The sequence below is a fragment of the Clostridium autoethanogenum DSM 10061 genome, from assembly GCF_001484725.1.
GTDB classification, from domain to species: Bacteria; Bacillota; Clostridia; order Clostridiales; family Clostridiaceae; genus Clostridium_B; species Clostridium_B ljungdahlii.
Map to the genome: position 1 here is coordinate 3,404,579 of NZ_CP012395.1, position 25,559 is coordinate 3,430,137.

A 25,559-nucleotide genomic window follows, 5' to 3' on the forward strand; every position below is an offset into this window, starting at 1 on the left:
AGAATTGCTTTTAAGCAATTCTATTTTTTTTTATTTAAATCTTTGAACTTTTTGAACTTTAGGTATTTTCCCTTCTATAGGAATTAAGTCCTTTTTTGTGGTCATATTTCGTATATTTATAAGTTCTACGCTTTCTCTATTCTCTTTTCCTCTTTTTCCTTTGAGTCCTTGAACTAAAACCAGATTGCCTTGATGTATAGATATAAAATCAGGCTTCTTAAACCACCTTTTTTTAATATAAGAGCATTTTACTATGTTTCTGCTTCTATCAGGTCTTACTAAAAGTGTTACTGTTAATTTATTAAATATCCATAATATAGCTTTTTTACTAATTTTGACAGATACAACAGTACCTTGAACCTGAGTTAACCTGTCACCATACTTTTTTAAATAAGATTTTGTGTAATATTGAGCAATTTTCTCCTTAAAACTCATGTATATACTAACTCCTTTGTTACTTTATTTTGTTTATACGATTATTAGAAATAACAGACAAAATTTGATTATATTATACCATAGTATATTTATTTTTGAAACATACCTATAATTTTTAGTATGTTTTTTATATGAGGTTGATATACTTATTTTTTTATTTTCGTTCCTAAATAAACTTTTTAAGAATACTATTATATTAGACTAAGTATACAAGGAGAATGAAATATGAATTATAGGGAATTACCTAAAGACCAAATCATATATGATTTTAAGTTGGATGATATTGATTTTAGCGAAGATGATAGAGATGATTTAAATAGAAATGTTAATTATATGCCTGAGTATAGTAGAGTATATGAAAATATGAGAGATGCATTAACAATAGATAAACAAGGATATAATGTTTATCTTATAGATGAATTTTCAAAAGATAAACTTAAAAATATTAAGAAATTTATAAATGAAACTATGAAAGATAAAATAGAACTTCAGGATATATGCTATATAGTTATGAAAGATACTAAAAATCCTAAAGTGTTGTTTTTAAGATCCGGAAAAGGTAAAAAGCTAAAAAATATGCTAAAGAAAATACAAAATATATATGCTAATTCTACTTATGAATTTTACAATGGATACGAGGACAAACAAAAAAAATTATTGGTGCAAAACATTCAAAAAAAACGAAGTTATTTAATAAATAAAATTGTAGAAATGTCTAAAAATGAAGGCTTTTCATTAAAAATTACGGAAAGTGGTTTTAGTTTTGTTCCTTTAAAAGAAAATGGGAAAATGATGAATGAGATAGAGTATGAGTCTTTAGATTTAGAAAAAAAGGAACAAATGGTGAACAAAGTAAATACACTTAAGATTCATGCAGAGAGGATATTAGATAAATTAAAAGATATGGAATCCTATGAAATGGAAAAGATTAAAATCCTTATAGATGAACATTATAAAAAAGATACAAAGAAGTTAAAGGAAGAATATTTTAACGTATTTAGTAAGGATAATAAGGCCTTAGAATTTTTAAGCAATATATGTAACAATATAGAAAGTGAAATTAAAGAGATATATTCTATAAACTATGAAGATGATGTAGATAATATACGGAATATAATATATAGGTATTCTGTGAATGTACTCGTAGATAATAGTGATAACGACAAATTACCTATAGTGTTTGAAGAAGACCCGTCTATAAATAATTTACTTGGAAGCATAGAATATGAAAATAAAAATGGGACTTATGTTACTGATCCAAGCCTCATTAGGCCAGGATCACTTTTAAAGGCAAATGGTGGGATATTAGTACTTCGAGTTAGTAGTCTTTTAAGTAATAAAGGAGCATATTATTATTTAAAAAAGTCTATTATAAGTGGCAAAGTTGACTTGAATTATAATAGAGGATATTTAGAATTATTGTCTTTAAGTGGATTAAAACCAGAACCTATAGAGTTTAATGAAAAAATAATACTTATAGGAGATTACCGTACCTATGATTTACTTTATACTTATGATGAAGATTTTAAAAAGATTTTTAGAATAAGAGCTGAGTGCAAATCTATTTTACAGATGGATAAGGATTCAAAGAAAGCTTTCTTATATAAAGTGCTTTCTATATGTAAAAACAATAAGTTACATCCTGCGGATGAGGGAGCTGTAAAGGAGCTGGCGAAATTTTTATCCAGAAAAGCTGAAAATAGAGATAAATTTTTTATGGATGACTATGATCTAGAAAGAATTTTAATAATTTCAGACAAAAGAGTCTGTGAGGATCATAGGGATTTTATAAATGAAGAAGATATCACAAATACAGCTTATAAAGAAGAAATTATAGAGGGTCAGGTAGTGGATTCTTACACAGAAGGTCAGATATTTATAGACGTAAAGGGTAAAACGGTGGGACAGGTAAATGCTCTGTCGATAATTGATACAGGGTATTTTAATTTTGGAAAGCCCATAAGAATAACCTGCTCGTGTTACAAGGGTAATGGAAATATTATAGATATCCAAAAAGAGAGTGATTTAAGTGGAAAAATTCATAACAAGGCAATAAATATATTAAAGGGGCATGTTAAAAATTTAAGCGGTGGTTATAATAGAGTACCTGTGGATTTTTATTTAAGCTTTGAACAAATATATGGAAGAGTAGATGGAGATAGTGCTTCCGTAGCAGAGTTAGTTAGTATTATATCTGCACTTACGAAAATAAGTATAAAACAAAATATAGCTGTAACAGGTTCCATAAATCAGTTTGGAGAAATACAACCTATAGGAGGAGTGAATGAAAAAATAGAAGGTTTCTTTAAAATATGTAAAGTATTAGATACTACAAAAGGGAAGGGTGTACTCATTCCAAAGTCTAATGCAAGCAGCTTAGCATTAAAAAATGAAGTGGAAAAGGAAATAGCAGAGGGTAATTTTCATATTTATATTATGTCTAACTTAAAAGATGCAGTGGAAATTCTTATGGAAGAAAATTATGATAATGTAATTCATGAGGCTAAGAAGGAGCTTAAAAAGTACTATAAAAATAAAGAACAATAGCAGAATTCTTAAATACTGCAGCTGATCTCGAGAAATCTGCTGCAGTTCTGTTTATGATTTTATTTCCTCATTAGAAGAAGAAAGTTGATTTTTATTTTTTATAAATAGAGTTGCTATTAAAGCGATGAGTACAAATAAGGTACATAGCATTAGTGTATAGTCGAAAGCATCTGAATATGCCTGACGACTTACTAGTTTTACAAGAGTACTTTTAGCTTGAATCTGCTTATCTGTGGTAGAGAGTCCAACCTGTGAAAGCTTTTGCTGAATTTGGTTTAAAAGATTTAAAGCTGTATTGTTAAAAGGAGTTATTTGCTCTGAAAGCTTATGGTAATATATTTCTGCTACTTTGATTTGAGATATTTTTGCATTGATTTTAGCAGATACATTAGAAGAGGTATTTGCTGCAATTTTTCCACCAAAGAGGTATATGTCTTGGGATGATGAAGTAGAATTTTTTTGTTAGACGAATCTAAACTGCCATTGTGAGAAGAGCATCCAATAAGTAATAAAGGACATATTAATAATATTGATATTAGCTTTTTCATTTTTATCCTCCTTAAATTAAAAATTATGTATTATAGAGATATATGTTTTAAACAATGTTTCATAATACATAGTTATTTTAGGAGGGCATTAAATGAAATATAATTCAAAAGATATTCCAAATGCTAAGGACCGAATATTGAATTCTACTCTTTATATTATTGGAAAAGAAGGATTTCAAAATGTTACTATAAGAAAAATAGCAGCGGCAGCTGATGTTAATGTAGCGTCAATTAATTATTATTTTGGTTCAAAGGAAGGTGTAATTAACGAGGCGTTAAAATGTCTTACCAGTAAATTTATGAGTTCTTTTGAAATTCTCGAAAATAAGCAGATTACACCAATAGATAGACTTAGGAATTTCCTTAGGAGTTACTCTGATGCTAGCGTTGAGTATCCAGATGTATTTAGAAATTTTGTCAATCAACTTATTATATATAAGGATGACTTGAAATTTGATTATATTAAATTTATTGAAGATGAAAGAGTCTTTAAGATAAAAGGTATTTTATTCGAAGTTACGGGAATTAAAGATGAAGAAAAATTATCTATGATGGCACTGCAGGGAATTGCTAGTTTAATTTTTCCTGTAATATCTGATAACCAAACAAGAAAATTTTCTAATTTAAATTATAAGGATAAAAATGTAAGGTATAAATATATAGATGTGTTAATTAAGTCACTTCAAGGTAACAGTATATAATGTAAGATTCACGATGCACAATTCACAATTGTATTAAGTTCCTACTCTCTGCTAGAAATTTGTATTGTAATATATAAAAAAAGAACAAAATGTTTTAACATTTTGTTCCTAAATTATTAACTATGCATTATAAGTTTTGCACTGTGAAATTATTTATTGCCTAAACATTGAACCTAAAGTTAACTACATCTCCATCCTGCATAATGTAGTCTTTTCCTTCCAATCTATAGCATCCCTTTTCTTTTGCAGAAGTCTCGGAGCCGCATTCCACAAGCTTGTCGTAGGATACAATTTCAGCTCGTATGAATCCCTTTTGTATATCAGTGTGTATTTTGCCTGCAGCTTCCGGAGCTTTAGTGCCTTTCTTTATGGTCCATGCTCTTACTTCTTTTTCTCCAGCAGTTAAAAAACTCATAAGACCAAGCAGCCTATAGCTGCTGTTTATCAATTTATCCAGGCCAGCTTCATTTAAACCATATTCCTTTAGCATCTCGAGTCTTTCATCATCTTCTAGAGAAGAAAGTTCTTCTTCTATTTTGGCAGAAATTATTACTACTTCTGAGCCTTCTACTTTTGCATATTCTTGTACTTTCTTTACAAAATCATTTTCCAAATTTCCGGAAGTTAAGTCATCTTCAGAAATATTGGCTACATAGAGTACAGGTTTAGTTGTAAGCAAAAAGAAGCTTTTAACAAGTTCGGCTTCATCTTCATTTAGATCTAGAGTTCTTACAGGATTACCTTCCTCCAGATGTTTTTTTACTTTTAACATAATTTCATATTCAACTTTTGATTCTTTATCTCCACTTTTCGCAAGTTTCGACACTTTTTCAATTCTTCTGTCCATTACTTCTAAATCTGAAAATATAAGCTCTAAGTTTATGGTTTCAATATCACGAATAGGATCCACACTGCCATCTACATGGACAATATTATCATCTTCAAAACATCTAACCACATGTACTATAGCTTCTACTTCTCTTATATGAGATAAAAACTTATTTCCAAGGCCTTCTCCTTTGCTAGCACCTTTTACAAGTCCTGCTATATCGTAAAATTCAATAGCTGTATATACCTTTTTCTTTGAATTGTACATTTTTTCAAGTACATCTAATCTTTTATCTGGTACACTAACCACTCCTACATTTGGTTCTATAGTACAGAATGGATAATTGGCAGATTCTGCACCTGCCTTTGTTATTGCATTAAATAGGGTGCTTTTGCCAACGTTTGGCAAACCCACAATTCCAAGTTTCATCTATGTACATTCCCTTCTTAAAATATAATTAACTGGCGTAAAATTCATCTAAATTATACTCTACAGAGCATATTATTTCAATAAATGTAGTGAATATAAACTAATTCTGATGGTCGGTAGAAGGAGATGAAAAAAATTGATGAAAAAATAAATTTAATAGACTTAAAAAAAATATTAAAAGTCTATTAAAAAAGAGGAAATTTTATGTTAATATAGAATAAGTAATTTGGTGGATTAAAGTGGTTAAAAGTGGAGCGTAATAGCAGTAAGAGGTGTAATGATGTTTTTAGGTGAGTATGAACATTCACTAGATAGTAAAAATAGAATAATTATACCTTCTAAATTTAGAGAAGAATTAGGAAACAAATTTATTTTGACTAAAGGTTTAGATAGTTGTCTTTATGCTTTCCCACTTTGCGAATGGCATTTACTTGAAGAAAAGTTAAAGAAACTTCCACTTACTAATAAAAATGCCAGAGTTTTTGTAAGATTTTTTTTCTCCGGGGCAAATGAAATGGAACCTGATAAGCAAGGGAGAATTTTAATACCCCAGACACTCCTAGAATATGCAGCTATAAATAAGGAAATAGTAAGCATAGGAGTATCTAGCAGAATAGAGATATGGAGTAAAGAAAATTGGATAGAATACAATAATTTAAATATAAATTTTGACAATATAGCGGAACAAATGAATGAACTTGGAATATAAGCATCTTCAAAAAAATATCCGTCATATCTTTGAATTGTTATTTTTTTCAGATGCCATAGCAAAATTGGAGGACGTATTATATGAAATTTAAACATGTACCTGTACTACTTAACGAGACTATAAATAGTTTAAATATTAAAGAAGATGGAATATATGTAGACTGCACTTTAGGAGGAGGAGGGCATTCCTTTGAAATCTTAAAGAGGTTATCCGACAAGGGAAGGTTAATAGGAATAGATGAGGATACGTCTGCTATAAATGCAACAAGGGAGAGACTAAATGAATTTAAAAATATTACTTATGTTCACAATAACTTTTATTATATAGATGAAATTTTAGAAGAACTTAAAATAGATAAAGTTGATGGTATACTTATGGATCTAGGAGTTTCTTCTTATCAACTAGATGAATCAGAAAGGGGATTTAGCTATATGAAGGACGCTCCCCTTGATATGAGAATGAATAGGGATAGTTCGTTATCTGCTTATGAGGTGATTAACAATTATAGTGAGGAAAATCTTTATAACGTTATAAGAGATTATGGAGAGGAGAACTTTTCAAAGAGAATAGCAAAATTTATAGTAGCTGAAAGGGAAAAGGCTCCTATACAAACAACATTACAGCTTGTAGATATAATAAGAAATGCAATACCTGCAAGGTTTCAAAAAGAGGGTCATCCTGCAAAAAGAACTTTTCAAGCTATACGTATAGAAGTAAACGGAGAACTTAAAATATTGAACAAAGCAGTAGAAGATAGCGTAAAAAGACTGAATACAGGTGGAAGAATATCAATTATAACTTTTCATTCTTTAGAAGATAGAATTATAAAAACTAAATTTAAGAAATTAGAAAATCCATGTACTTGTCCACCGGATTTTCCCCTATGTGTGTGCGGCAAAAAACCTATTGTAAAAATAATAAATAAAAAGCCTATAATACCTACAAAAGAGGAAAAAGAGAAAAATTCAAGAAGTAAAAGTTCTAAGCTTAGGACAGCAGAGAAAATTTAGTTCTAAAATTTAAAAGAGGTGAATAAAGTGATATTAATGAACAAAGAGAGTATGGTAAATGGAAATACTGTCCTGCAGCCAGAGTACAAGCCTTACAAAGAGACAGAAGAAAAAAAGATTAAAACTAAGGATCCAAATAGGGCGTTAAAGGTAAAAAAGAAACTAAAAGTAATTAGAAACATATGTGTGGTTTTTATTGTAGGTGTTATTCTGGTCTATAGATATTGTGCAATATACAATTCACAGACGGAGCTAAATTCTATAGAAAATGATATAAGCGAAATTAACAAACAAAATGAAAACTTGAGGGTAGAACTTGTAAAATACAATAATTTGGGATACATAGAGGATAATGCAATAAATAAATTACAGATGAAAGTACCAGATAAAGGAAATGCAGTATATACAAATTTAGATAAGAAAGTTATTAAAGTAGAAGAAAATTCAGATGAATCAGAAATGCACAGGGGGATATTAAATGAGTTGAAGCAATTGATATGGAGGTAAATAATTTTGGCTAAAAGGGAATACAGAGATAGAGTAATTATCAGAAAGAGAATGGTAATTATTTTTAGTTTTCTATTTATGGTTTTCTTTTTACTAGTAGGGAGAATGTGTTATGTAATGATATACAGATCACCACAGCTTAAATCCATGGCAATAGCTCAATGGACAAGTGATGTCAAAATTGATGCGAAAAGAGGAAGAATTTTAGATAGAAGTGGAAATGAATTAGCAGTAAGTGCTAATGTGTACAGAATTGATTTGGATATGAATACGTTAAGAGACACTATGGAGGAGAAGAAGATATCGGAAGATAAAATATCAGGAGAGTTAGCAGAAGCTCTTTCTATGGACAAGAAAGAAGTGTCAAAAATAATGAAAAAAACTCTTCCAGGAGGCCTTCCTATTGCATCTGCTAATCTCAAAAGAAGAGTGGAAAAGGCCGAAGCGGATAAAGTTAGAAATTTGAATTTAAATGGAGTACTTGTATCGGCAGATACTAAGAGATATTATCCAAATAACAATTTTTTAGCACAGGTAATTGGACATACTAATTCAGATGGATTTGGACTTACAGGAGTGGAACTTTATTATAATAAGGATTTATCAGGCACTCCAGGTCGTAGAATTGCAGAATTAGATAGAAAGAGTAAAGAACTTCCATATACTATTTCAGAATTTACAAAACCTGTAGATGGAAAGGATATAGTACTTACCATAGATGAAATGATACAACATTTTGCAGAAAAATCTGCAGAGCAGGCACTAAAAGATTATAATGCAAAAGCAGTTTCTATAACAATTATGAATCCTAAAAATGGAGAAATACTGGCTATGGCAAATAAACCTGATTACAACCCAAATTCTCCTTGGGTAGATAATAAATCTTACTCAGAACTTCAAAATTTATGGAGAAATAGAGCAGTAAGCGATACTTTTGAACCAGGTTCCATATTTAAAGTTATAACTGCACAAACTGCGCTTGAAACAAATTCAGTTAGTGATAGTGATAAATTTACATGTAATGGAAGTATAAGTATAGGCAATAGAGTTATACATTGCTGGGTATCTGCTGGACATGGTGTACAAGGCTTTCCAGACATAATTAAAAATTCCTGTAATATAGGTTTTGCAGAACTTGGTAAAAAAATAGGAAAAGAAAAATTAAATGATTACATACACAAATTTGGATTTGGTCAAAAAACTGGAGTAGATTTACCAGGAGAAGCTAAAGGAATAGTTAAAAAGACGGAAAATATAAGCGATGTGGATTTGGCAACTATTGCTTTTGGACAGACAGATACATTGTCAGCAGTTCAGTATCTTAGAGCTTTTAATGCAGTGGCAAATGGAGGAACTTTAATTACTCCTCATGTTATGAAAGAAATAGAACATTATGATGAAAATAGCAGCAAAGAAGTTATAGATAAAAAATATGACCTGGCTGGTAATAGTAAAAAACTTTTGGATAGTAGTAAAACTGCAAAGCTTAGATCATACCTAGAAAGGGTAGTTACGGAAGGTAGTGGAAAAGGCACTTTTATAGAAGGTTATCACATAGCAGGAAAAACAGGTACAGCCCAGAAAGCTGGAGTTGGAGGATATCAGACAGGAAAATATGTTTCTTCATTTGCAGGTATGGCACCTTCGAATGACCCTAAAATAACAATGTTAATTTCTATAGATGAACCAGATCCATCCACTTATTATGCAAGTCAAACTGCGGTACCTACAGCAAAGCAGGTTTTTGAAGATGTACTTAATTATCTTGCAGTGAAAGGAGATACATCACCTTAAAATATTTATCTCATGGATTCATTAATAAAAATAATTAACTTGTTCTTTACATGAAGTGATTAGAAAATTATAATAAAATAGTGAAAGATTTGATAGAAATTACTTTAAGGCATGCAGTACTATTATTTGTTAAGTCTGCATGCCAATGCTATGTGTAGATTATGCACATATCGGATAATTTTAAATTTAGGGAGTGTATACCATGAAATTGAAGAAAGTGATGAACGGACTTACATATGAAGTTGTTAAGGGAAATGATGATTTAAATATAGGAGAAATTCAATATGATTCTAGAGAAGTCAAATCTGGAGATGTTTTTGTATGTATAAAGGGGTATGTTACGGATGGACATAAATACATAGATAAGGCTTATAAAAATGGTGCAGCAGCCATTGTAATAAGCGAAGAAGTAGAAAATGTACCCGATTGTACTGTGATAAAGGTAAAGGATACAAGAAAAGCACTTGCTATTATTTCATCAAATTACTATGATAATCCTTCTAAAAAGATGAAAATAATAGGAATAACGGGAACTAACGGTAAAACTACATCTACATTTATGATGAAATCCATACTAGAAACAGCAGGTTATAAAGTAGGACTTGTAGGTACTATAGCAAATTATATAGGAGAAAAGAAAATACCTTCTCATAGGACTACTCCTGAATCTTTAGAACTTCAGAAGTTATTTAAACAGATGGTGGATGAAGGAGTTCAGTATTGTGTTATGGAAGTATCTTCTCATTCACTGTACTTAGATAGAGCATACGGAGTGAGATTTTCAGAGGCAATATTTACAAATCTAACGAGGGATCACTTAGATTTTCACAAGACCTTTGAAAATTATTATAAGGCTAAATTAATATTATTTAAAAATACTATTAATTCTGTTATAAATATAGACGACAAATATGGAGATAAAGTATATGAAGATGCATTAGGAACCAAGATAACCTATGCTATAAATAAGGAAGCTGATTTAAAAGCTAATGATTTAAATATACATTCCAGAGGAGCTAATTTTAATATAACATATAGGGGGCAGACAGCGCATATAAATTTAAATATACCAGGTAAATATAATGTGATGAATGCTCTTGGAAGTATAGGGGCATGTCTTTGCGAAGGTATAAGTTTAGAAGTTGTGAAAAAGGGACTTGAATCTATGAATGCTGTACCTGGAAGATGTGAAATAGTTACTAAAGGGTATAACCTTGGATATGAAGTTATAGTAGACTATGCCCATACTCCAGATGGGTTGGAGAACATATTAAAAACTGCTAGAGAATTTACTACAGGAAGACTTATAGCTGTCTTTGGATGTGGGGGAGACAGGGATAATACTAAAAGGCCTATAATGGGTAAGATAGGTACAGAGTTATCTGATTTTGCAGTTATAACTTCAGATAATCCAAGAGGAGAAGAGCCTAGGGCAATAATTGATGAAATAGTAAATGGTGTTGAAAAAGATGATTACAAGGTAGTTGAAAATAGGAAAGAAGCTATAAAGGAAGCTATACATATGGCACAAAAAGGTGATGTAATTGTGGTTGCAGGAAAGGGGCATGAAGATTATCAGATATTAAAAGATAAGACCATACATTTTGATGAAAGAGAGATAATAGCTGAAATTTTAGACAATGCACAGTGACCAATTCACAATTATAGAGTTTCTAGTTTGAAAGTTAACTTATACTAGAGCATATAATGACAAATTGCATCACCTTAAAAACTTTAATAAGTCTAAAGTTTTTAAAAGTGCCTTCAATTTTGTTATTATATGTTATGTATAAGTTCAAATTTCAATTAGAAAGCCTATAGAGTTTGAAAAATAAATAACAGATAGCAAAGAACAAATATCAGATAATGATGAAGTACTTTCTAGTATAAGAAAGTATTAGGCTAAAATATTCTAAGACTTTAAAAAGTTATCATTTATTTGAACTCTGATATTTGAACTTTTAACTTTAAGATAATTGCCTAAAAGAGGGGAGAATAAAAATTTGGAATACATGAGTTTTGACGAAATAGTAAATGCTGTATCTGGACAAGTAATAATTTCTGGGAAATATAGTGGATATAGAAATGTAAGTACGGATACTAGAAAAATTGAAGAAAAAGATATATTTATTGCCCTTAAAGGAGAAAGATTTAATGGAAATAAATATGCTGCAGTTGCAAGTGATAAAGGTGCTTCTATATGTATTGTGGATGAAGTATATTTTAAAAAAAGTGAAATAAATGAGTGTACTAGTGTAATTCAAGTTAAGGATGGAAATCAAGCACTGCTTGATTTAGCAGAATTCTATAAAAGTAAACTTAGTGTAAAAGTAATAGGAATTACAGGTTCTGCAGGTAAAACAACAACAAAGGATTTAATAACATCTGTATTAAGTGCTAAGTTCAAAGTGTTTAAAACAGAAGGCAATCTTAACAATCAGATAGGACTTCCACATATGATATTTAGATTGAATAATAGTTATGATGTGGCAGTGCTTGAAATGGGAATGAATAATAGAGGAGAAATACATAGTATGGCTAAAGCTGCTAGACCAGATATTGCAGTAATAACCAATGTACTTAGGGCACATATAGGAAATTTAGGAACAAGAGAAAACATACTTGCAGCAAAACTTGAAATAACAGATTTTTTTTCAAAGGATAATACTTTAGTAATAAATTCAGATAATGATATGTTAAGCAATTTAAAAGAAGATAGATTTAACATAAGAAGAGTTGGATTAGAAGAAAATTCAGATATATCGGCTTATGATATAGAGGTAAAAGAAGATTTTATAAGTTTTAACATATGTGAAAACAATGTTAAGATGGAAGAGAGGTTTAAGGTAAATGTACCTGGAAAGTACAATGTATTGAATTCTCTACTTGCAGTTGCTTGTGGGAGAATTTTAAATATGACTTATGGAGAAATAAGAGAAGGCTTAAAAAATATAGAGACTACTGCAATGAGAATGGAGATATGTAAAGGAAAAAAGTTCAATGTAATTAATGATAGTTATAATGCCAATCCTGAGTCAATGAAAGCAGCTATTGATGTTTTGAAAAATTTTAAATCAAAAAGGAGAGTAGCTGTATTAGGTACCATGGGGGAATTGGGAGATGAATCCTGCAGGATGCATGAGGAAGTAGGAAAGTATGCAGGAGAAAATGGCATAGATATATTGATAGCTCTTGGAGAATATGCAGAAGATTTTAAAAGGGGATTCCAGGTCACAAATAAAAATGGAAAGTGTATTAGTTTTGATACCTATGCAGAAACTTTGGAGTTTCTTTTAAAGAAGTGCATTGTAGAGGGAGACACAGTGCTTATAAAAGCTTCTAGAGTAATGAAATTTGAAACTATAGCAGAAGAACTAAAGAAGAACAGCAATAATTAGGAGGTGAATGCCCTTTAGCTTAGGGCAATATGACATGTATAGATTAATTTATTCTGTACTAATTGCATTTTTTATAGCTATTTTAGAAGGACCTATTTTGATCCCTCTTCTTCATAAATTTAAATTTGGCCAGAATATAAGAGAGGATGGCCCAAAGAGTCATTTGAAAAAAGCAGGTACTCCAACTATGGGAGGAGTACTATTTATACTAGCAACTTTTATAACTATGGCAATTATAGTAAAAAAACCATCAGATGAGGCTATGATAGCCCTTTATGCTTTTGTGGCTTTTGGAGTAATAGGTGCTATTGATGATATCTTAAAGATATTGAGAAAGCAAAATTTGGGACTAAGAGCTTATCAAAAAATGATATTATTATTAATTGTATCTGGAATATTTGCCTACTATTCTGCCAATAATCCATATATAGGGACATCTATAATAGTTCCTTTTGCACATAGAAGTTGGAATTTAGGAGTATTTTATATTCCATGTATAATAATATATTTTGCAGCCACGACAAATGCAGTGAATTTAACAGATGGACTTGATGGATTGGCAACGTCAGTTACACTTTTAGTAATGACTTTTTTAGCTCTTGTAAGTTTTGCCATGGGGCATATTACTTTGGCTATTTTCTGTGCAGTTCTTGCCGGAGCACTTTTAGGATTTTTGAAATACAATGCTTTTCCAGCTCAAATATTTATGGGAGATACAGGATCTCTGGCACTGGGAGGTGCAGTAGGGGCAGTTGCAATGATATTAAAACTCCCACTGCTTGTTCCAATAATTGGAGGAATATACGTAATAGAGGCAGCATCTGTTATACTTCAAGTGGCTTCCTTTAAACTTACAGGAAAGAGGATATTTAAAATGGCTCCAATCCATCACCACTTTGAACTTTCAGGTTGGCATGAGACTAAAGTAGTTTCTATATTTTGTATAATTACAGTAATATTATGTCTGTTAGGATTTCTATCTTTGTAAAATGAAAAGAAGAAGGTTATCTTTAAATATAGTAATTTTTAAATGCTTTTGTCAGCCTCATATAGTAATAATCTAGGAGGATTTTTATGAGAATTAGTAAACCAAATACTAAAATGGGCTCTATAGACTTTTTGCTCTTTGCAACTATAATGTTATTGGTAGCTATTGGAGTTGTCATGGTCTATAGTGCCAGTTCTTACAAAGCATTTTTTGATAAAAGTACAAGAGATAGCATGTTTTATTTAAAAAGGCAGGGGTTATGGGCAATAATTGGAACATTCCTTATGTTTTTTACAGTAAAATTTGATTATAAGAGAATAAAGAAGTATACTAAATTACTTATGATAGTATCTGTAATATTTTTACTTGCAGTTTTTGCCTTTGAATCTAGAAAAGGTGCACAAAGATGGATAACATTAGGTTCTGTTGGATTTCAACCTTCTGAAATAGCAAAATACATTGTAGTTTTATATATGGCAAAAAGTATAGAGCTTAAAGGGGGAAGAAAGATAGAAACCATGCTGTATGGTGTGCTTCCATATCTTTTGGTTTCTGCATTTTATGCAGGACTTGTATTTGCAGAAAAGAATTTAAGTATAGCAGCTGTAATAATGATAGTTACCCTCATAATTTTATATGTATCGGGAGCTAAAATAACCCATGTACTTGGCGTAGTTGGACTTGTAGTCCTTGGAGGAATAGCAGGTATAATATTTGAACCTTATAGGATGGCTAGATTTACAAGCTTTCTAAATCCTTGGTCTGATCCTAAAGGAAAGGGATATCAATTGATTCAATCTCTTTTAGCAATGGGATCAGGAGGAATATGGGGAATGGGACTCGGTAGATCAAGGCAAAAGTGTTATTACATACCAGAACCTCACAATGATTTTATATTTTCTATTATAGGAGAAGAATTAGGACTTATAGGATGTACTGTAATTGTTATATTATTTATAGTTTTTGTGTGGAGAGGAATTGTTATTGCTATAAGGGCAAAGGATACTTATGGAACTATTTTAGCTACTGGAATAACTTCGGTTATTGCAGTTCAGGCAATAATAAATATTGCAGTTGTAACTGGTGCCATGCCTGTAACAGGAGTACCATTACCTTTTATAAGTTATGGAGGTTCGGCCCTCACAATCAATATGATAGCAGTTGGAATACTTTTGAACATATCAAGGCAAACAGAAAGTGGTTAAGAATAGCATTGCAAATTTTTTGTAATGCTATTGTGGACTTTTAAGAACTTAGAAAGAAAATTATCCTTATTTGATATTTGAACTTTGAACTTTGGCAATTTTAATGAAATAGAGTATGTAAATATTTAATATAAATTTAAGGGTTATTTTAATGAAATTACTGTTATTAAGTGTTAATATATATGTATCTTATGTTATTTTATCCGATGACTACCTGCTCTAATGCTCCCACTTCTTCTCCAAGTGGGAGCAAAGAGCAGCTACGTCCCTGGATAACGATTCACCCTAAAGGATAACGCCTTCTAAGTGCTAAAGCACTAAGAATCCTGTTAATAAGCATCAGGTAGAGTCAAAACTTTCCTCTAGTGCCAAGAACTCTGTTTATATTATAAGTGAAAGGATAGGAAATGAGTCATATTATTACGAAAACAGATAATGAATTGATTTTAAAAAGACGAAAAAAGGTAAAAGTAAAACGAGTTCTTATGCTTATGGTATTTTTAATAGCATTATTTTTTACACTCTGCTTAAAATTGCCGTATTTTAATATAAAGTATATTAAAGTGTATGGAAATAAAAGTATTTCAAGTAATAGCATTATTGAGGATTCAAAAGTATATGGTGGAAATAATATCTTTTATATTAATCTAAGAGATGCATCAGAAAATATATTAAAAAATCCGTATATAGAAGATGTTGATATAGGCAGAAAGCTTCCTGGAACCATTAATATTAATGTAAAGGAAAGAGAAGCGACCTTTTATATAGAAAGCAGCAAAAAATATTTCATTATAGATAAAAATGGAGTTTTACTTCAAAGGAGAGACAACATAAACAACATGAAGTTAGTTAAGTTAAATGGAATTGATTGTAGTAAAGTTAAATTGGGAGAATGTATTTTAAATAAAGATAATGATAAAATTAAGGCTGTAACTAGCCTAGGAAGTATAATTCAAAATAATAAATTACCTTTTGAAATTACTTATATGGATGTAAGTAATTCTGTGGACATTAAAGTTTACTTTAAAGATATGTGTGTGGAATTGGGACAAGGAGATAATTTAGGTAAAAAGGTAAACAGGGCTTTAAACATAATGTTAAATGAAAAATTGGGCAGTGCAAGGGGATACATAGACGTAAGATTTGATGGAAATCCTGTATTTCACATTGAAAATTAGGAGGATAAAATAAAATGCGTAAAGTTGCTTCACAAATTAGTGTTGCTTTGGTGTGCTGTATACTTGGATTCATGCTTACCTACCAATTTAGAGTACTTATGAAACAGGATAATACATTAAATTTGAATAATCAAAATAGTTCTGATGTTACTGTGGAAATAGAGCAGTATAAAAAGGAAAAAGCTGCATTAGAAGCAAAAGTAAATGATCTTCAAAATAAAGTAAAGGGCTATGAAGATGCTGCAGCAAGCAAAAGTGATTCTACAAAACACCTTCTGGATGAATTAGAAAGTTCTAGAATACTTACAGGAGAGGTAGATGTAAAGGGACAAGGTGTCACTATATATCTTAATCCTAACGGCAATCTATTTGGAAATAGTGTTAATAATCACATAACTGATAAAGATTTAGTGTATCTCGTAAACGAATTGAGATTTGCAGGTGCTGAAGCTATATCTATAAATGATATAAGGATTGTTTCAAGAACGGGTATAAGGACAGCAGGAAATTATATACTTATAAATGATGAAAAAATATCACCATCAAAAAGAATAGTTATACAAGCTATAGGAGACAAAAGTTTGCTATATAGTGCCATGAGTTTTCCAGAAGTATTTTCAGATTTAAAGACTATATGTGATGTTAAGTTTGAAAAATCTGATAGTATAACTATAAAGAAATATAACAAACCATATAAATTTGAGTATGCAGAGCCTGTGAAGGAATAAATTAGAGGTGGTAAAAAATGATAGGATTTGTTGGACTTATATTGGGAATAATTATAGGTGTAGTTTGGAATGTGAATATTCCAGATAAATTTTCACCTTATATGTCTGTGGCTATCTTAGCTTGTCTTGACTCGGTGTTTGGAGCTATAAGAGCTAACTTGTCTAAAAACTTTAAAACAGATATTTTTATATCTGGATTTTTTGGAAATGCAGTACTTGCTGCAGCATTTGCTTATTTAGGGGATAAGCTTGGAGTACCTATATATTTGGCAGTGGTTATAGTTTTTGGAGGAAGGATATTTAATAATTTTGCAATAATAAGAAGAGTATTAATTGAAAAAGCTAAATCACATCAATGAGGTGAAATAAATGAAGAGTAGTGAAGCTAATACTTTTGTTTTTATAGCTTCTATAATAATAGGTATATTAATATCCACCAATATAAGCTTTACAAAAGGTAAGACTAATAAGAGAGTGTTTTTAAATTCAAAACAGTATCAAGATGCATATAATTATAAAAATCAGCTTCACAGTGAGATATCTGGATTATTAAAACAATATAATGATACCTATAACAAGCTAAAAAAATATAGAAGCAGTGAGAAGAATGAGGCTCAAGTTGTAGCTGGAATAAATCAAGAATTAAATCAAAACAATATGGTGCTTGGGAAAGTAGCTGTAAAAGGTCAAGGAATAAATATATATTTGAATGATGCACCTATGAATGATGGACTTGATAGTTTTCAGTATCAGATGAAGCTTGTACATAATACAGATATTATACAGGTTATCAATGATTTGAAAAATGCAGGATCTGAGGCAATTTCTATAAATGGTCACAGAATAGTAGGGGTTTCCGAAATTTATTGCAGTGGTCCATTTCTAAGAGTAAATGGAGTAAAAATAGCTTCTCCTTTTTTAATTAATGCTATAGGAAATAAGGAAGTACTTTATACTTATATGATGTCAAATGAAAATTACTTAAAAATAATGCTAACTAGAAAGATTGTGGTAGAGGTACAAAAATCAGATAATATAAAAATACCTGCCTATAAGGGAGAGTATAAAACAGAATTTATGAAAGAGATAGAGTAGATTATTTTATAAATTTGTTGAAAATAATTAAAAAAATAATTAATTTTTGCAGGAATTTTGATGTCTATGAAGAATACTAATAATTGTATATGTTTGTGCTTAAATAAAGGAGACGGTAATATTGTCAATTGAACAAAACTTGAGTAGGATAGAGGAAGAGTTAAAGGATAAAAATGTAACCTTAGTGGCAGTTTCAAAAACTAAGCCTATTGAAGATATACAAAAAGCTTATGATGCAGGTATTAGAGATTTTGGAGAAAACAAAGTACAGGAGCTCACAAATAAAATACCAAACCTTCCACAGGATATAAGGTGGCATTTAATAGGTCATCTTCAAAGAAACAAGGTAAAATATATAGTTGGTAAGGTTTATCTTATCCATTCTTTGGACAGTATAAGACTTCTTAATGAATTAGAAAAACATTATAAAGATCAAAAGTTAATTGCAAATACTTTGATACAAATAAATATAGGGTTGGAAGAAAGTAAGACAGGTTTACCTCTAGAGGAATTGGAAGATTTAATAAATGCCTGTGAGAATTGTACCAATGTAAAAGTAAAAGGTCTTATGGCTGTAATTCCTAAAGGGGATGAAGAAAGTTGTAAAAACTATTTTCGAAAGCTAAAAAGTATTTTTGATGGCTTGAAGAAAAGAAAGTTTAATAATATAAGTATGAATATACTATCTATGGGAATGACTCATGATTATAAAATAGCAATTAAAGAAGGAGCAACACTGGTGAGAATTGGCGAAGGTATATTTGGAAAGAGAAATTACAATAATAAATAGGAGGTATTTTTTATGGCAGGTAAAATGATAAACAAAATGATGGGATTTTTAGGATTGGAAGATGACTTGGAGGAAGATATAGAGGAAGAAGAAACAAAGAAAGGAGAAAATCAAAAAATCGTAAATGATTTTGCAGAGGTAGACCCTATTGTAAATAGTAAAAGACAAAATAAAGTTGTAAGCATACATACTACAATAGCAGCTAAGGTAAGAATAGTTAAGCCAACTACTTATGAGGAAGCAGCTGATATATGTGATGAACTTAAAAATAGAAAAATAATAGTTATAAACACTACAGGACTTGAGATTAGAATAGCTCAAAGGTTACTTGATTTTATGGGCGGTGCAAGCTATGCATTAGGAGGAAATTTGGAAGAAATAGAAAAAGGAATATACATACTTTCACCATCTAGTGTAGAAGTAAACAGTGATTTAAAAAATGAGTTATCTGGAAAAGGAATATTTGGATGGAAGTAAGTATATTTACTGATAAATAATTGGAGGCAAAAATGATAAGTAGTACTTTAGCTGTTGCAATATCATTACTGTTTAGATTTCTTGAAGGTGCTATAATATTGGATGTAATTCTATCTTGGGTTATGCAGGGGAGAAGTAACGCATTTGTGGATTTTTTACATATATTTACGGAACCCCTCATGATACCTGGAAGAAAAATTCAGGAAAAACTTATGCCGGGGTTAATGATAGATTTTTCACCTATAGTGGCCTTTTTTATAATAGATATATTAAGAGGAATTGTATTTTCGATACTCTAGTATATGAAATAATGCATAGCAAATTAAGGGATAATTATGGATAAAAAAAGTTTTATAAAGAGATTTCATTTTTGCGATGAAAGTGAAATCTTACCTATATATGATAAAATAAGTTTAGCAAAAAAAACTAATAATACGGTATATACCTCAACATTTTATACTCCCAATGTATGGAATACTTTAGAAGATCTAAAGGAAGAAATTGGCTTAAATATATGCAGCTGTGGCATATTTGAAGATGCAGAAAGAAAACTTATAGCATTTTCAAAGTTTGATATAAGGAATTATCCAATAAAATTGATGGAAATAAAATGTAAGTCTAAATTTGTTAAATTACAACACAAGGATTATCTAGGGGCGCTTATGGCTCTTGGACTTAAAAGAGAGAAATTTGGAGATTTAATACTAAAGGAAGATAAGCAATGTTATTTAGCTGTTTGTGAAGATATAAGTGATTACATAGAGATGAATTTAAATAGCGTAGGAAAGAGCAGCTGCAAAGCAAATGTTTTAGATATTAGTTCTGCGGAAATTCCCCTATATAATTTTAAAACTTCTGTTTTAAATGTTTCTTCCTTGAGAATTGATTGTTTAGTTAGTTCTCTATGCAATGTATCAAGAAATAAATCTCAAGAAATGATTAAGAGAGGTAAAGTCCTTTTGGATTATTTACCAGAAACAAGAAAAGATAAATCTATAGAAGATAATTGTATAATAACTGTAAGAGGCTGTGGAAAGTTTAAAATTGTGGGAGAAACGGGTTGGACGGGAAGCGGTCGATGCAAACTTCTTATAAAAAAATTTAGTTAATTTGTGAGGTGCTCGTGATGTTTATTACTGCTGCAGAGATAACAAATAAGGAATTTAAAAAAGGACTTAGAGGTTATAATATAGATGAAGTAGATGAATTTTTAGACAAAATAGCAGAAGATTATGAGTCTATATATAAGGAAAATTCTCTTTTAAAGGAAAAAATGCAGTCTTTGGATGAGAAGATAAGTCATTATACTAAAATGGAAAATACTATAAAAGATACACTTTTATTAGCTCAAAATGCTTCTGAACAGGCTAAAGAAAATGCTAAAAAGGAAAGTCAATTTGTAGTAAAAAATGCAAATGATGCTGCACAAAAGATAATAGATAAAGCCCATAGTGATGTTATTCAAATTACAGATGAGTTTCAAAATGTAAAACAGGAATTTTCTAAGTTTAGAACTAAGTTTAGAAACTTTATGAAAACTCAAATGGAAATGTTTGATGATATGGAAAAAGATTTTGTAAAGAACTATAACATTGGGTATGAATCAAATGAAAATGAAGTGGAAGATACTACTGTTAAGGAAAAGGAAATAGAAGTAGTAGAGCCAAAAAAAGAAGATGTTTCTTTAGTTGAAAAGAGTAACAAAGAATTTGATGAAGATAATAAAGATGACTCAAATCATACGGAAAAAGAAATTTTTCAAGATAAAGATGAACTCGAAGAAATTAAAAATTTTTTTATTAAAGGATAGAAAAAGCCACTCTAAAAGTAGAGTGGTTTTTTAGTATGCACTGTAAACAAAGCATATTTGACAATCAATGTTGATTTAATATATGCTAGTAATTATAGAAATAAAAATGAGGAGGATATAAAAACATGGTTATTGGAATTATAGGAGCTATGGATGAAGAAGTAGAAATACTTTTATCTGAATTAGAACTGGAGAAAGTTGAAGAAAAAGCTAATATGAAATTTAATTTAGGAAAACTTTATAATAAAGATATAGTTGTAGTAAGGAGTGGTATAGGTAAGGTAAATGCAGCAGTATGTGCCCAAATACTTGCAGATGATTTTAATGTAGATTACATAATAAATGTAGGTATTGCAGGAGGTGCAGGAGAAAATGTATATCCAGGAGATATAGTAATAGCAGATAATTTGGTACAGCATGATATGGATACGTCTGCTTTTGGAGATAAAGTAGGACAGATACCTAGATTAGATACATATGATTTTAAATGTAATAGAAGACTTGTAGAAAAAGCTAAGGATGCCTGCAATAAATTAGGAAATATAAATAGTTTTGTAGGAAGAATAGTTACAGGAGATCAATTTATTTCAAGTACAGAAAAGGTTAGATATTTGAACAAGGAGTTTGGAGCACTGGCTTGTGAAATGGAAGGTGGAAGTATTGCACAGGTAGCCTATTTGAACAATATACCTTTTGTAATAATAAGATCTATATCAGATAATGCAAACAATGGTGCTAGCATGGACTATAAAAAATTTGCACCTATTGCCATAAAAAATTCTACACAAATAATTAAAAGTATGATTATGAGCTTGTAATTTTTATGCATTGCGTTTTGGGAGGAAAATAGTGGAAATATTTATAATATTACTTGGAATTTTAATAGATAGGGTTACGAAAATATGGGCCATTGAAGTTTTATCTAAAGTTTCTCAGGTAATAGTAATAAAAGATTTGTTTTCATTACTGTATTTGCAAAATAAGGGAGCTGCTTTTGGAATTTTACAGGGTAAGCTTTACTTTTTAACTATAATTACAATAATTGTAGTTGGAGGAATGATATTTTATATTATAAAATATAAACCTAGTGAAAAGCTTATAAGAATAAGTTTTTCACTTATAATAAGTGGAGCTTTGGGAAATTTGATGGATAGAATGGTGTATAAATATGTAGTTGACTTTATTTCTGTCCATTATAAAGACATTTATTATTTTCCTGTATTCAATATAGCAGATGTGATGGTGGTAGTAGGAACTGCACTTTTGGCATTCTATTTATTAAAGGAAGAAAAGTATGGAAAGTAAAAAATTTTTGGCTTGTAGTGAAGAAGAAAATATGAGACTTGATGTATTTCTGTCTAAATGCTTCCAAGATAAATCAAGATCATATATTCAAAATGTAATAGAAGATAAGTTAGTAGAAGTAAATGGAAAAGCAAAAAAGTCCAATTATAAGATTAAGTCAGGGGATAATATAGAAATTACTATACCTGACCCTGTGAATTTAAATATACAGTCGGAAGATATACCTCTTGATATATTATATGAAGATAAGGATGTTATTGTAGTAAATAAGCCTCAAGGGATGATAGTGCATCCTGCACCAGGAGTATATGAAGGTACTTTAGTAAATGCTCTTTTAAATCACTGTCGTGATTTATCTGGTATAAATGGAGTAACAAGACCGGGTATAGTACATAGAATAGACAAAGATACTTCAGGAATACTCGTAGTAGCTAAAAATGATAATTCTCATAATAAATTAGCGAAACAGCTTAAGGATCATTCTATGACTAGAGAATACATAGCCTTAGTAGAGGGAGTCGTAAAGTTAGATGAGGGAACTGTAGATGAGCCTATTGCAAGACATCCTAAAGATAAAATAAAGATGGCAGTTTGTGTGAATGGAAAAAGGGCCATTACCCATTATAAGGTTATTAAAAGATTTAAAAATAATACTTTGATAAAATGTATACTTGAAACAGGAAGAACACATCAGATAAGGGTACACATGGCATATATAGGGCACCCTCTTGTAGGAGATCCAGTATATGGATATAAAAAGCAGAGGTTTAAACTAGGCGGTCAGCTCCTCCATGCTGAAAAGCTTGGCTTTATTCATCCATCTACAGGAAAGTATATAGAATTTGAAACAGAAATACCAGATTATTTTAAAAAAGTGATAAAGGTTTTAGATAATTAGATAATATGAATTAAAAAAGCAGTCTATATAATTTTAGACTGCTTTTTAGAGCAATTTTTAAACAGCTTCTTCATTTGATTTTTCAGAAGCACTTTCTTCTGGTAATATTAAATTAAGTATTATTCCAACAATAGTTGCAAGAGCTACACCGGATATTTGAACTGGTGATCCACCTACAGAAAAGTTTATGGAAGCGCCGCCAATTCCTATTACTATTATGACAGACGTCAATATTAAGTTTCTATTTTTACTAAAATCTATTTTATCCTCTACAAATATTCTAAAACCTGAGGAAGCTATTATTCCAAATAGCACTATGCTTACACCACCTATTACAGGCATAGGCATATTTTCAATTACAGCAGCTACAGGGCCTATAAATGAAAGCAGTATAGCTATTACTCCAGCACCGCCTATAACCCATACACTGTAAACTTTGGTTATAGCCATAACTCCTATATTTTCTCCATAAGTTGTAGTTGGAGGTCCACCTGCAAAACCTGCAAATATAGTGGCTAATCCATCTCCTAATATAGATCTATGAAGTCCTGGATTTTTGGTAAAATCTCTTCCTACTACATTGTTTGTTACGTAAATGTGACCTATATGCTCTGCTAAGGTTACAAAAGAAATAGGAGCCATAAGCATGACGGCATTTATGTTGAATCTAGGAAACATAAATGGAGGTAATTTGAAGAGTTTAGTACTTACAATAGTATCTAGTGCTTGCTTTGGTACTACACCTAAAATTAAGGCAGATATATATCCAACTATTATGGCTATTAGTATAGGTATTATTCCTAAAAATCCTTTAAAATACATGGTTCCAATAACAGCTACGGCAACTGTAATTGCAGACACTGTCATCCATGCCCATCTTGGTATACTTTGCATCTGATCAGTTGTGTAAGTAGGGTTGAATCCTGCCCAGTTTATAGCTGTAGCTGCAAGACCTAGGCCTATTACTATTACTATGGAACCAACAACTACAGGTGGAAGGGCTCTGTTAAGCCAGTTTACACCGCAAAGCTTTATTATGCCAGCTACAATTAAATATACACAACCTGCTGCTATTACACCAGAAAGCATAGCTGCTGGACCATAGCTTTTAGATGCTATAAGGATTGGACTTATAAAAGCAAAGGAAGAACCTAAGTAAGCTGGAAGCTTGGCCTTGGTACATAAGATATAAATAAGGGTTCCAATACCGCTGCAAAATAATGCTATGGATGGACTCATTCCTGTTAAAATTGGAACAAGTATAGTTGAACCTACCATTGCAAATAAATGCTGAAAACTAAGAGGTATGGTAACTCCTATAGGTAATTTTTCTTCTACATCAACAATATTTTTCATTTATGTGCTCCTTTTCTAGTCTCTCAAGGACTATTTTAAAAGTTTATAATTCATATATTTTTACTGAGTCATTTTTGTCTATTTCTGCAATTTCAACTGATATCATTTCATTTCTAGAGGTAGGAATGTTTTTACCTACATAGTCGGCTCTTATAGGAAGTTCCCTATGCCCTCTATCAACTAAAACGGCCAGCTGAATTAATTTTGGCCTTCCAGAATGTATAATAGCATCAATTGCTGCTCTTGCAGTTCTGCCTGTATAGATAACATCATCTACTAATATAACTTTTTTGTTTTCCACATCTATTACATTAGATCCTTTTAGTATAGGTTGTCCTGCAAGACTGCTTAAATCATCTCTATAGAGGCCAATATCTACATCTTCTACTTTTAATTTTATTCCTTCAATGTTATAAATGTTTTCGGCTATTCTTTTTGCTAAGGGGTATCCTCTTCTCTTTATGCCTACAAGTATTATATCCTCTGTACCTCTATTCTTTTCTAATATTTCGTGGGATATTCTTTTTAAAGTTCTATTCATAGCCTTTTCATCTAAAATAAGTGCTTTTAATTTCAATATATGACCCTCCCTTCTTTTTAATTTACAATTATAATTGTGCTTATTTCAATTTAATTTACACTATAAGCATTATAAAAAATGTCCTTCACGCAGTGAAGGACATAATAGTCATACGGATATAAAAATACTTTATTGACCTCACTGGATCATTTTAAAAGATATTAAATTCACAACCTATTATAAGATAGTTTTTTTAATATTGCAAGTTTTTTTAGCACTACATTGGCTTTACGGAATAAATA

25 protein-coding genes and 1 pseudogene are annotated in these 25,559 nt (G+C 30.5%); 22 read left to right on the forward strand and 4 right to left on the reverse strand.

The window, feature by feature from the left end:
* Positions 1-30: 30 nt before the first annotated feature.
* On the reverse strand, positions 31-435 hold the full coding sequence (locus CLAU_RS15365; RefSeq protein ID WP_013237714.1) for a hypothetical protein: 405 nt from the start codon (positions 433-435) through the stop codon (positions 31-33).
* 225 nt (positions 436-660) lie between these two features.
* On the opposite strand from CLAU_RS15365, the gene CLAU_RS15370 reads away from it, so the two are divergent.
* On the forward strand, positions 661-2,982 hold the full coding sequence (locus CLAU_RS15370) for an AAA family ATPase (RefSeq protein ID WP_023163029.1): 2,322 nt from the start codon (positions 661-663) through the stop codon (positions 2,980-2,982).
* Positions 2,983-3,622: 640 nt separating this feature from the next.
* Positions 3,623-4,231, forward strand: a complete 609-nt coding sequence (locus CLAU_RS15380; protein ID WP_023163030.1) for a TetR/AcrR family transcriptional regulator — start codon at positions 3,623-3,625, stop codon at positions 4,229-4,231.
* Positions 4,232-4,391: 160 nt separating this feature from the next.
* Here CLAU_RS15380 and ychF read toward each other — a convergent pair whose 3' ends face one another.
* A complete protein-coding gene (gene ychF, locus CLAU_RS15385; RefSeq protein WP_023163031.1) occupies positions 4,392-5,489 on the reverse strand; it encodes a redox-regulated ATPase YchF in 1,098 nt (365 codons plus the stop codon).
* A gap of 280 nt (positions 5,490-5,769) precedes the next feature.
* Here ychF and mraZ point away from each other — a divergent pair, with 280 nt between their 5' ends.
* From mraZ to CLAU_RS15485, 20 genes and pseudogenes are all read left to right on the forward strand, one after another.
* Positions 5,770-6,198, forward strand: coding sequence for a division/cell wall cluster transcriptional repressor MraZ (gene mraZ, locus CLAU_RS15390; protein ID WP_013237718.1), 429 nt, complete (start codon positions 5,770-5,772; stop codon positions 6,196-6,198).
* Between the two features lie 80 nt (positions 6,199-6,278).
* Positions 6,279-7,208, forward strand: coding sequence for a 16S rRNA (cytosine(1402)-N(4))-methyltransferase RsmH (gene rsmH / locus CLAU_RS15395; protein WP_013237719.1), 930 nt, complete (start codon positions 6,279-6,281; stop codon positions 7,206-7,208).
* A gap of 36 nt (positions 7,209-7,244) precedes the next feature.
* Positions 7,245-7,715: a hypothetical protein gene (locus CLAU_RS15400; RefSeq protein ID WP_013237720.1), complete on the forward strand. Its 471-nt coding sequence runs from the start codon at positions 7,245-7,247 to the stop codon at positions 7,713-7,715.
* Positions 7,716-7,721: 6 nt separating this feature from the next.
* A pseudogene (locus CLAU_RS15405) lies at positions 7,722-9,497 on the forward strand (stage V sporulation protein D); the annotation flags it as partial.
* A gap of 214 nt (positions 9,498-9,711) precedes the next feature.
* Positions 9,712-11,160: a UDP-N-acetylmuramoyl-L-alanyl-D-glutamate--2,6-diaminopimelate ligase gene (locus CLAU_RS15410; protein WP_013237722.1), complete on the forward strand. Its 1,449-nt coding sequence runs from the start codon at positions 9,712-9,714 to the stop codon at positions 11,158-11,160.
* 352 nt (positions 11,161-11,512) lie between these two features.
* A complete protein-coding gene (locus tag CLAU_RS15415) occupies positions 11,513-12,907 on the forward strand; it encodes a UDP-N-acetylmuramoyl-tripeptide--D-alanyl-D-alanine ligase (RefSeq protein ID WP_013237723.1) in 1,395 nt (464 codons plus the stop codon).
* A gap of 34 nt (positions 12,908-12,941) precedes the next feature.
* A complete protein-coding gene (mraY, locus tag CLAU_RS15420; RefSeq protein WP_029170094.1) occupies positions 12,942-13,895 on the forward strand; it encodes a phospho-N-acetylmuramoyl-pentapeptide-transferase in 954 nt (317 codons plus the stop codon).
* A 92-nt stretch (positions 13,896-13,987) separates the two neighbouring features.
* The gene (gene spoVE, locus CLAU_RS15425) at positions 13,988-15,100 is read left to right on the forward strand and encodes a stage V sporulation protein E (protein WP_029170093.1); all 1,113 of its coding nucleotides are present in this window, start codon (positions 13,988-13,990) and stop codon (positions 15,098-15,100) included.
* 407 nt (positions 15,101-15,507) lie between these two features.
* On the forward strand, positions 15,508-16,278 hold the full coding sequence (locus CLAU_RS15430; RefSeq protein WP_023163033.1) for a cell division protein FtsQ/DivIB: 771 nt from the start codon (positions 15,508-15,510) through the stop codon (positions 16,276-16,278).
* 14 nt (positions 16,279-16,292) lie between these two features.
* Positions 16,293-17,006, forward strand: a complete 714-nt coding sequence (locus tag CLAU_RS15435) for a DUF881 domain-containing protein (protein ID WP_023163034.1) — start codon at positions 16,293-16,295, stop codon at positions 17,004-17,006.
* A gap of 17 nt (positions 17,007-17,023) precedes the next feature.
* Complete coding sequence (locus CLAU_RS15440; RefSeq protein WP_023163035.1) at positions 17,024-17,365, forward strand: small basic family protein; 342 nt, start codon at positions 17,024-17,026, stop codon at positions 17,363-17,365.
* A 10-nt stretch (positions 17,366-17,375) separates the two neighbouring features.
* Positions 17,376-18,101: a DUF881 domain-containing protein gene (locus CLAU_RS15445; RefSeq protein WP_023163036.1), complete on the forward strand. Its 726-nt coding sequence runs from the start codon at positions 17,376-17,378 to the stop codon at positions 18,099-18,101.
* A 121-nt stretch (positions 18,102-18,222) separates the two neighbouring features.
* Positions 18,223-18,891, forward strand: coding sequence for a YggS family pyridoxal phosphate-dependent enzyme (locus CLAU_RS15450; protein ID WP_023163037.1), 669 nt, complete (start codon positions 18,223-18,225; stop codon positions 18,889-18,891).
* A 12-nt stretch (positions 18,892-18,903) separates the two neighbouring features.
* On the forward strand, positions 18,904-19,368 hold the full coding sequence (locus CLAU_RS15455; RefSeq protein WP_023163038.1) for a cell division protein SepF: 465 nt from the start codon (positions 18,904-18,906) through the stop codon (positions 19,366-19,368).
* Positions 19,369-19,400: 32 nt separating this feature from the next.
* On the forward strand, positions 19,401-19,667 hold the full coding sequence (locus tag CLAU_RS15460; RefSeq protein WP_013237732.1) for a YggT family protein: 267 nt from the start codon (positions 19,401-19,403) through the stop codon (positions 19,665-19,667).
* Positions 19,668-19,703: 36 nt separating this feature from the next.
* Entirely contained in the window at positions 19,704-20,477 is a 774-nt protein-coding gene (locus CLAU_RS15465) for a YlmH family RNA-binding protein (protein WP_023163039.1), read from the forward strand.
* A 17-nt stretch (positions 20,478-20,494) separates the two neighbouring features.
* The gene (locus CLAU_RS15470; protein WP_023163040.1) at positions 20,495-21,178 is read left to right on the forward strand and encodes a DivIVA domain-containing protein; all 684 of its coding nucleotides are present in this window, start codon (positions 20,495-20,497) and stop codon (positions 21,176-21,178) included.
* A 125-nt stretch (positions 21,179-21,303) separates the two neighbouring features.
* On the forward strand, positions 21,304-21,996 hold the full coding sequence (locus tag CLAU_RS15475) for a 5'-methylthioadenosine/adenosylhomocysteine nucleosidase (protein ID WP_023163041.1): 693 nt from the start codon (positions 21,304-21,306) through the stop codon (positions 21,994-21,996).
* A 31-nt stretch (positions 21,997-22,027) separates the two neighbouring features.
* A complete protein-coding gene (gene lspA, locus CLAU_RS15480) occupies positions 22,028-22,483 on the forward strand; it encodes a signal peptidase II (protein ID WP_013237736.1) in 456 nt (151 codons plus the stop codon).
* The gene (locus CLAU_RS15485) at positions 22,473-23,381 is read left to right on the forward strand and encodes an RluA family pseudouridine synthase (protein ID WP_023163042.1); all 909 of its coding nucleotides are present in this window, start codon (positions 22,473-22,475) and stop codon (positions 23,379-23,381) included. The genes lspA and CLAU_RS15485 overlap by 11 nt, the downstream gene beginning before the upstream one ends.
* 57 nt (positions 23,382-23,438) lie before the next feature.
* Here the strand turns inward: CLAU_RS15485 and uraA are convergent, their stop codons facing one another.
* Positions 23,439-24,737 carry a uracil permease gene (gene uraA, locus CLAU_RS15490; protein ID WP_013237738.1) on the reverse strand — a complete coding sequence of 433 codons (1,299 nt, stop codon included), beginning with the start codon at positions 24,735-24,737 and terminating at the stop codon, positions 23,439-23,441.
* A gap of 43 nt (positions 24,738-24,780) precedes the next feature.
* Positions 24,781-25,314, reverse strand: a complete 534-nt coding sequence (pyrR, locus tag CLAU_RS15495; protein ID WP_013237739.1) for a bifunctional pyr operon transcriptional regulator/uracil phosphoribosyltransferase PyrR — start codon at positions 25,312-25,314, stop codon at positions 24,781-24,783.
* Between the last annotated feature and the right edge of the window lie 245 nt (positions 25,315-25,559).

What these genes read in the sequence shown, in the direction of transcription:
- uraA (WP_013237738.1), bottom strand. Translation starts at nt 24,737, where the DNA reads ATGAAAAATATTGTTGATGTAGAAGAAAAATTACCTATAGGAGTTACC.
- ychF (WP_023163031.1), bottom strand. Translation starts at nt 5,489, where the DNA reads ATGAAACTTGGAATTGTGGGTTTGCCAAACGTTGGCAAAAGCACCCTA.
- CLAU_RS15445 (WP_023163036.1), top strand. Translation starts at nt 17,376, where the DNA reads ATGAAGAGTAGTGAAGCTAATACTTTTGTTTTTATAGCTTCTATAATA.
- CLAU_RS15410 (WP_013237722.1), top strand. Translation starts at nt 9,712, where the DNA reads ATGAAATTGAAGAAAGTGATGAACGGACTTACATATGAAGTTGTTAAG.
- CLAU_RS15485 (WP_023163042.1), top strand. Translation starts at nt 22,473, where the DNA reads ATGGAAAGTAAAAAATTTTTGGCTTGTAGTGAAGAAGAAAATATGAGA.
- rsmH (WP_013237719.1), top strand. Translation starts at nt 6,279, where the DNA reads ATGAAATTTAAACATGTACCTGTACTACTTAACGAGACTATAAATAGT.
- CLAU_RS15365 (WP_013237714.1), bottom strand. Translation starts at nt 435, where the DNA reads ATGAGTTTTAAGGAGAAAATTGCTCAATATTACACAAAATCTTATTTA.
- CLAU_RS15470 (WP_023163040.1), top strand. Translation starts at nt 20,495, where the DNA reads ATGTTTATTACTGCTGCAGAGATAACAAATAAGGAATTTAAAAAAGGA.
- CLAU_RS15440 (WP_023163035.1), top strand. Translation starts at nt 17,024, where the DNA reads ATGATAGGATTTGTTGGACTTATATTGGGAATAATTATAGGTGTAGTT.
- CLAU_RS15430 (WP_023163033.1), top strand. Translation starts at nt 15,508, where the DNA reads ATGAGTCATATTATTACGAAAACAGATAATGAATTGATTTTAAAAAGA.
- CLAU_RS15380 (WP_023163030.1), top strand. Translation starts at nt 3,623, where the DNA reads ATGAAATATAATTCAAAAGATATTCCAAATGCTAAGGACCGAATATTG.
- CLAU_RS15455 (WP_023163038.1), top strand. Translation starts at nt 18,904, where the DNA reads ATGGCAGGTAAAATGATAAACAAAATGATGGGATTTTTAGGATTGGAA.
- CLAU_RS15465 (WP_023163039.1), top strand. Translation starts at nt 19,704, where the DNA reads ATGGATAAAAAAAGTTTTATAAAGAGATTTCATTTTTGCGATGAAAGT.
- mraY (WP_029170094.1), top strand. Translation starts at nt 12,942, where the DNA reads ATGTATAGATTAATTTATTCTGTACTAATTGCATTTTTTATAGCTATT.
- CLAU_RS15370 (WP_023163029.1), top strand. Translation starts at nt 661, where the DNA reads ATGAATTATAGGGAATTACCTAAAGACCAAATCATATATGATTTTAAG.
- mraZ (WP_013237718.1), top strand. Translation starts at nt 5,770, where the DNA reads ATGTTTTTAGGTGAGTATGAACATTCACTAGATAGTAAAAATAGAATA.
- CLAU_RS15460 (WP_013237732.1), top strand. Translation starts at nt 19,401, where the DNA reads ATGATAAGTAGTACTTTAGCTGTTGCAATATCATTACTGTTTAGATTT.
- CLAU_RS15435 (WP_023163034.1), top strand. Translation starts at nt 16,293, where the DNA reads ATGCGTAAAGTTGCTTCACAAATTAGTGTTGCTTTGGTGTGCTGTATA.
- CLAU_RS15400 (WP_013237720.1), top strand. Translation starts at nt 7,245, where the DNA reads ATGAACAAAGAGAGTATGGTAAATGGAAATACTGTCCTGCAGCCAGAG.
- CLAU_RS15475 (WP_023163041.1), top strand. Translation starts at nt 21,304, where the DNA reads ATGGTTATTGGAATTATAGGAGCTATGGATGAAGAAGTAGAAATACTT.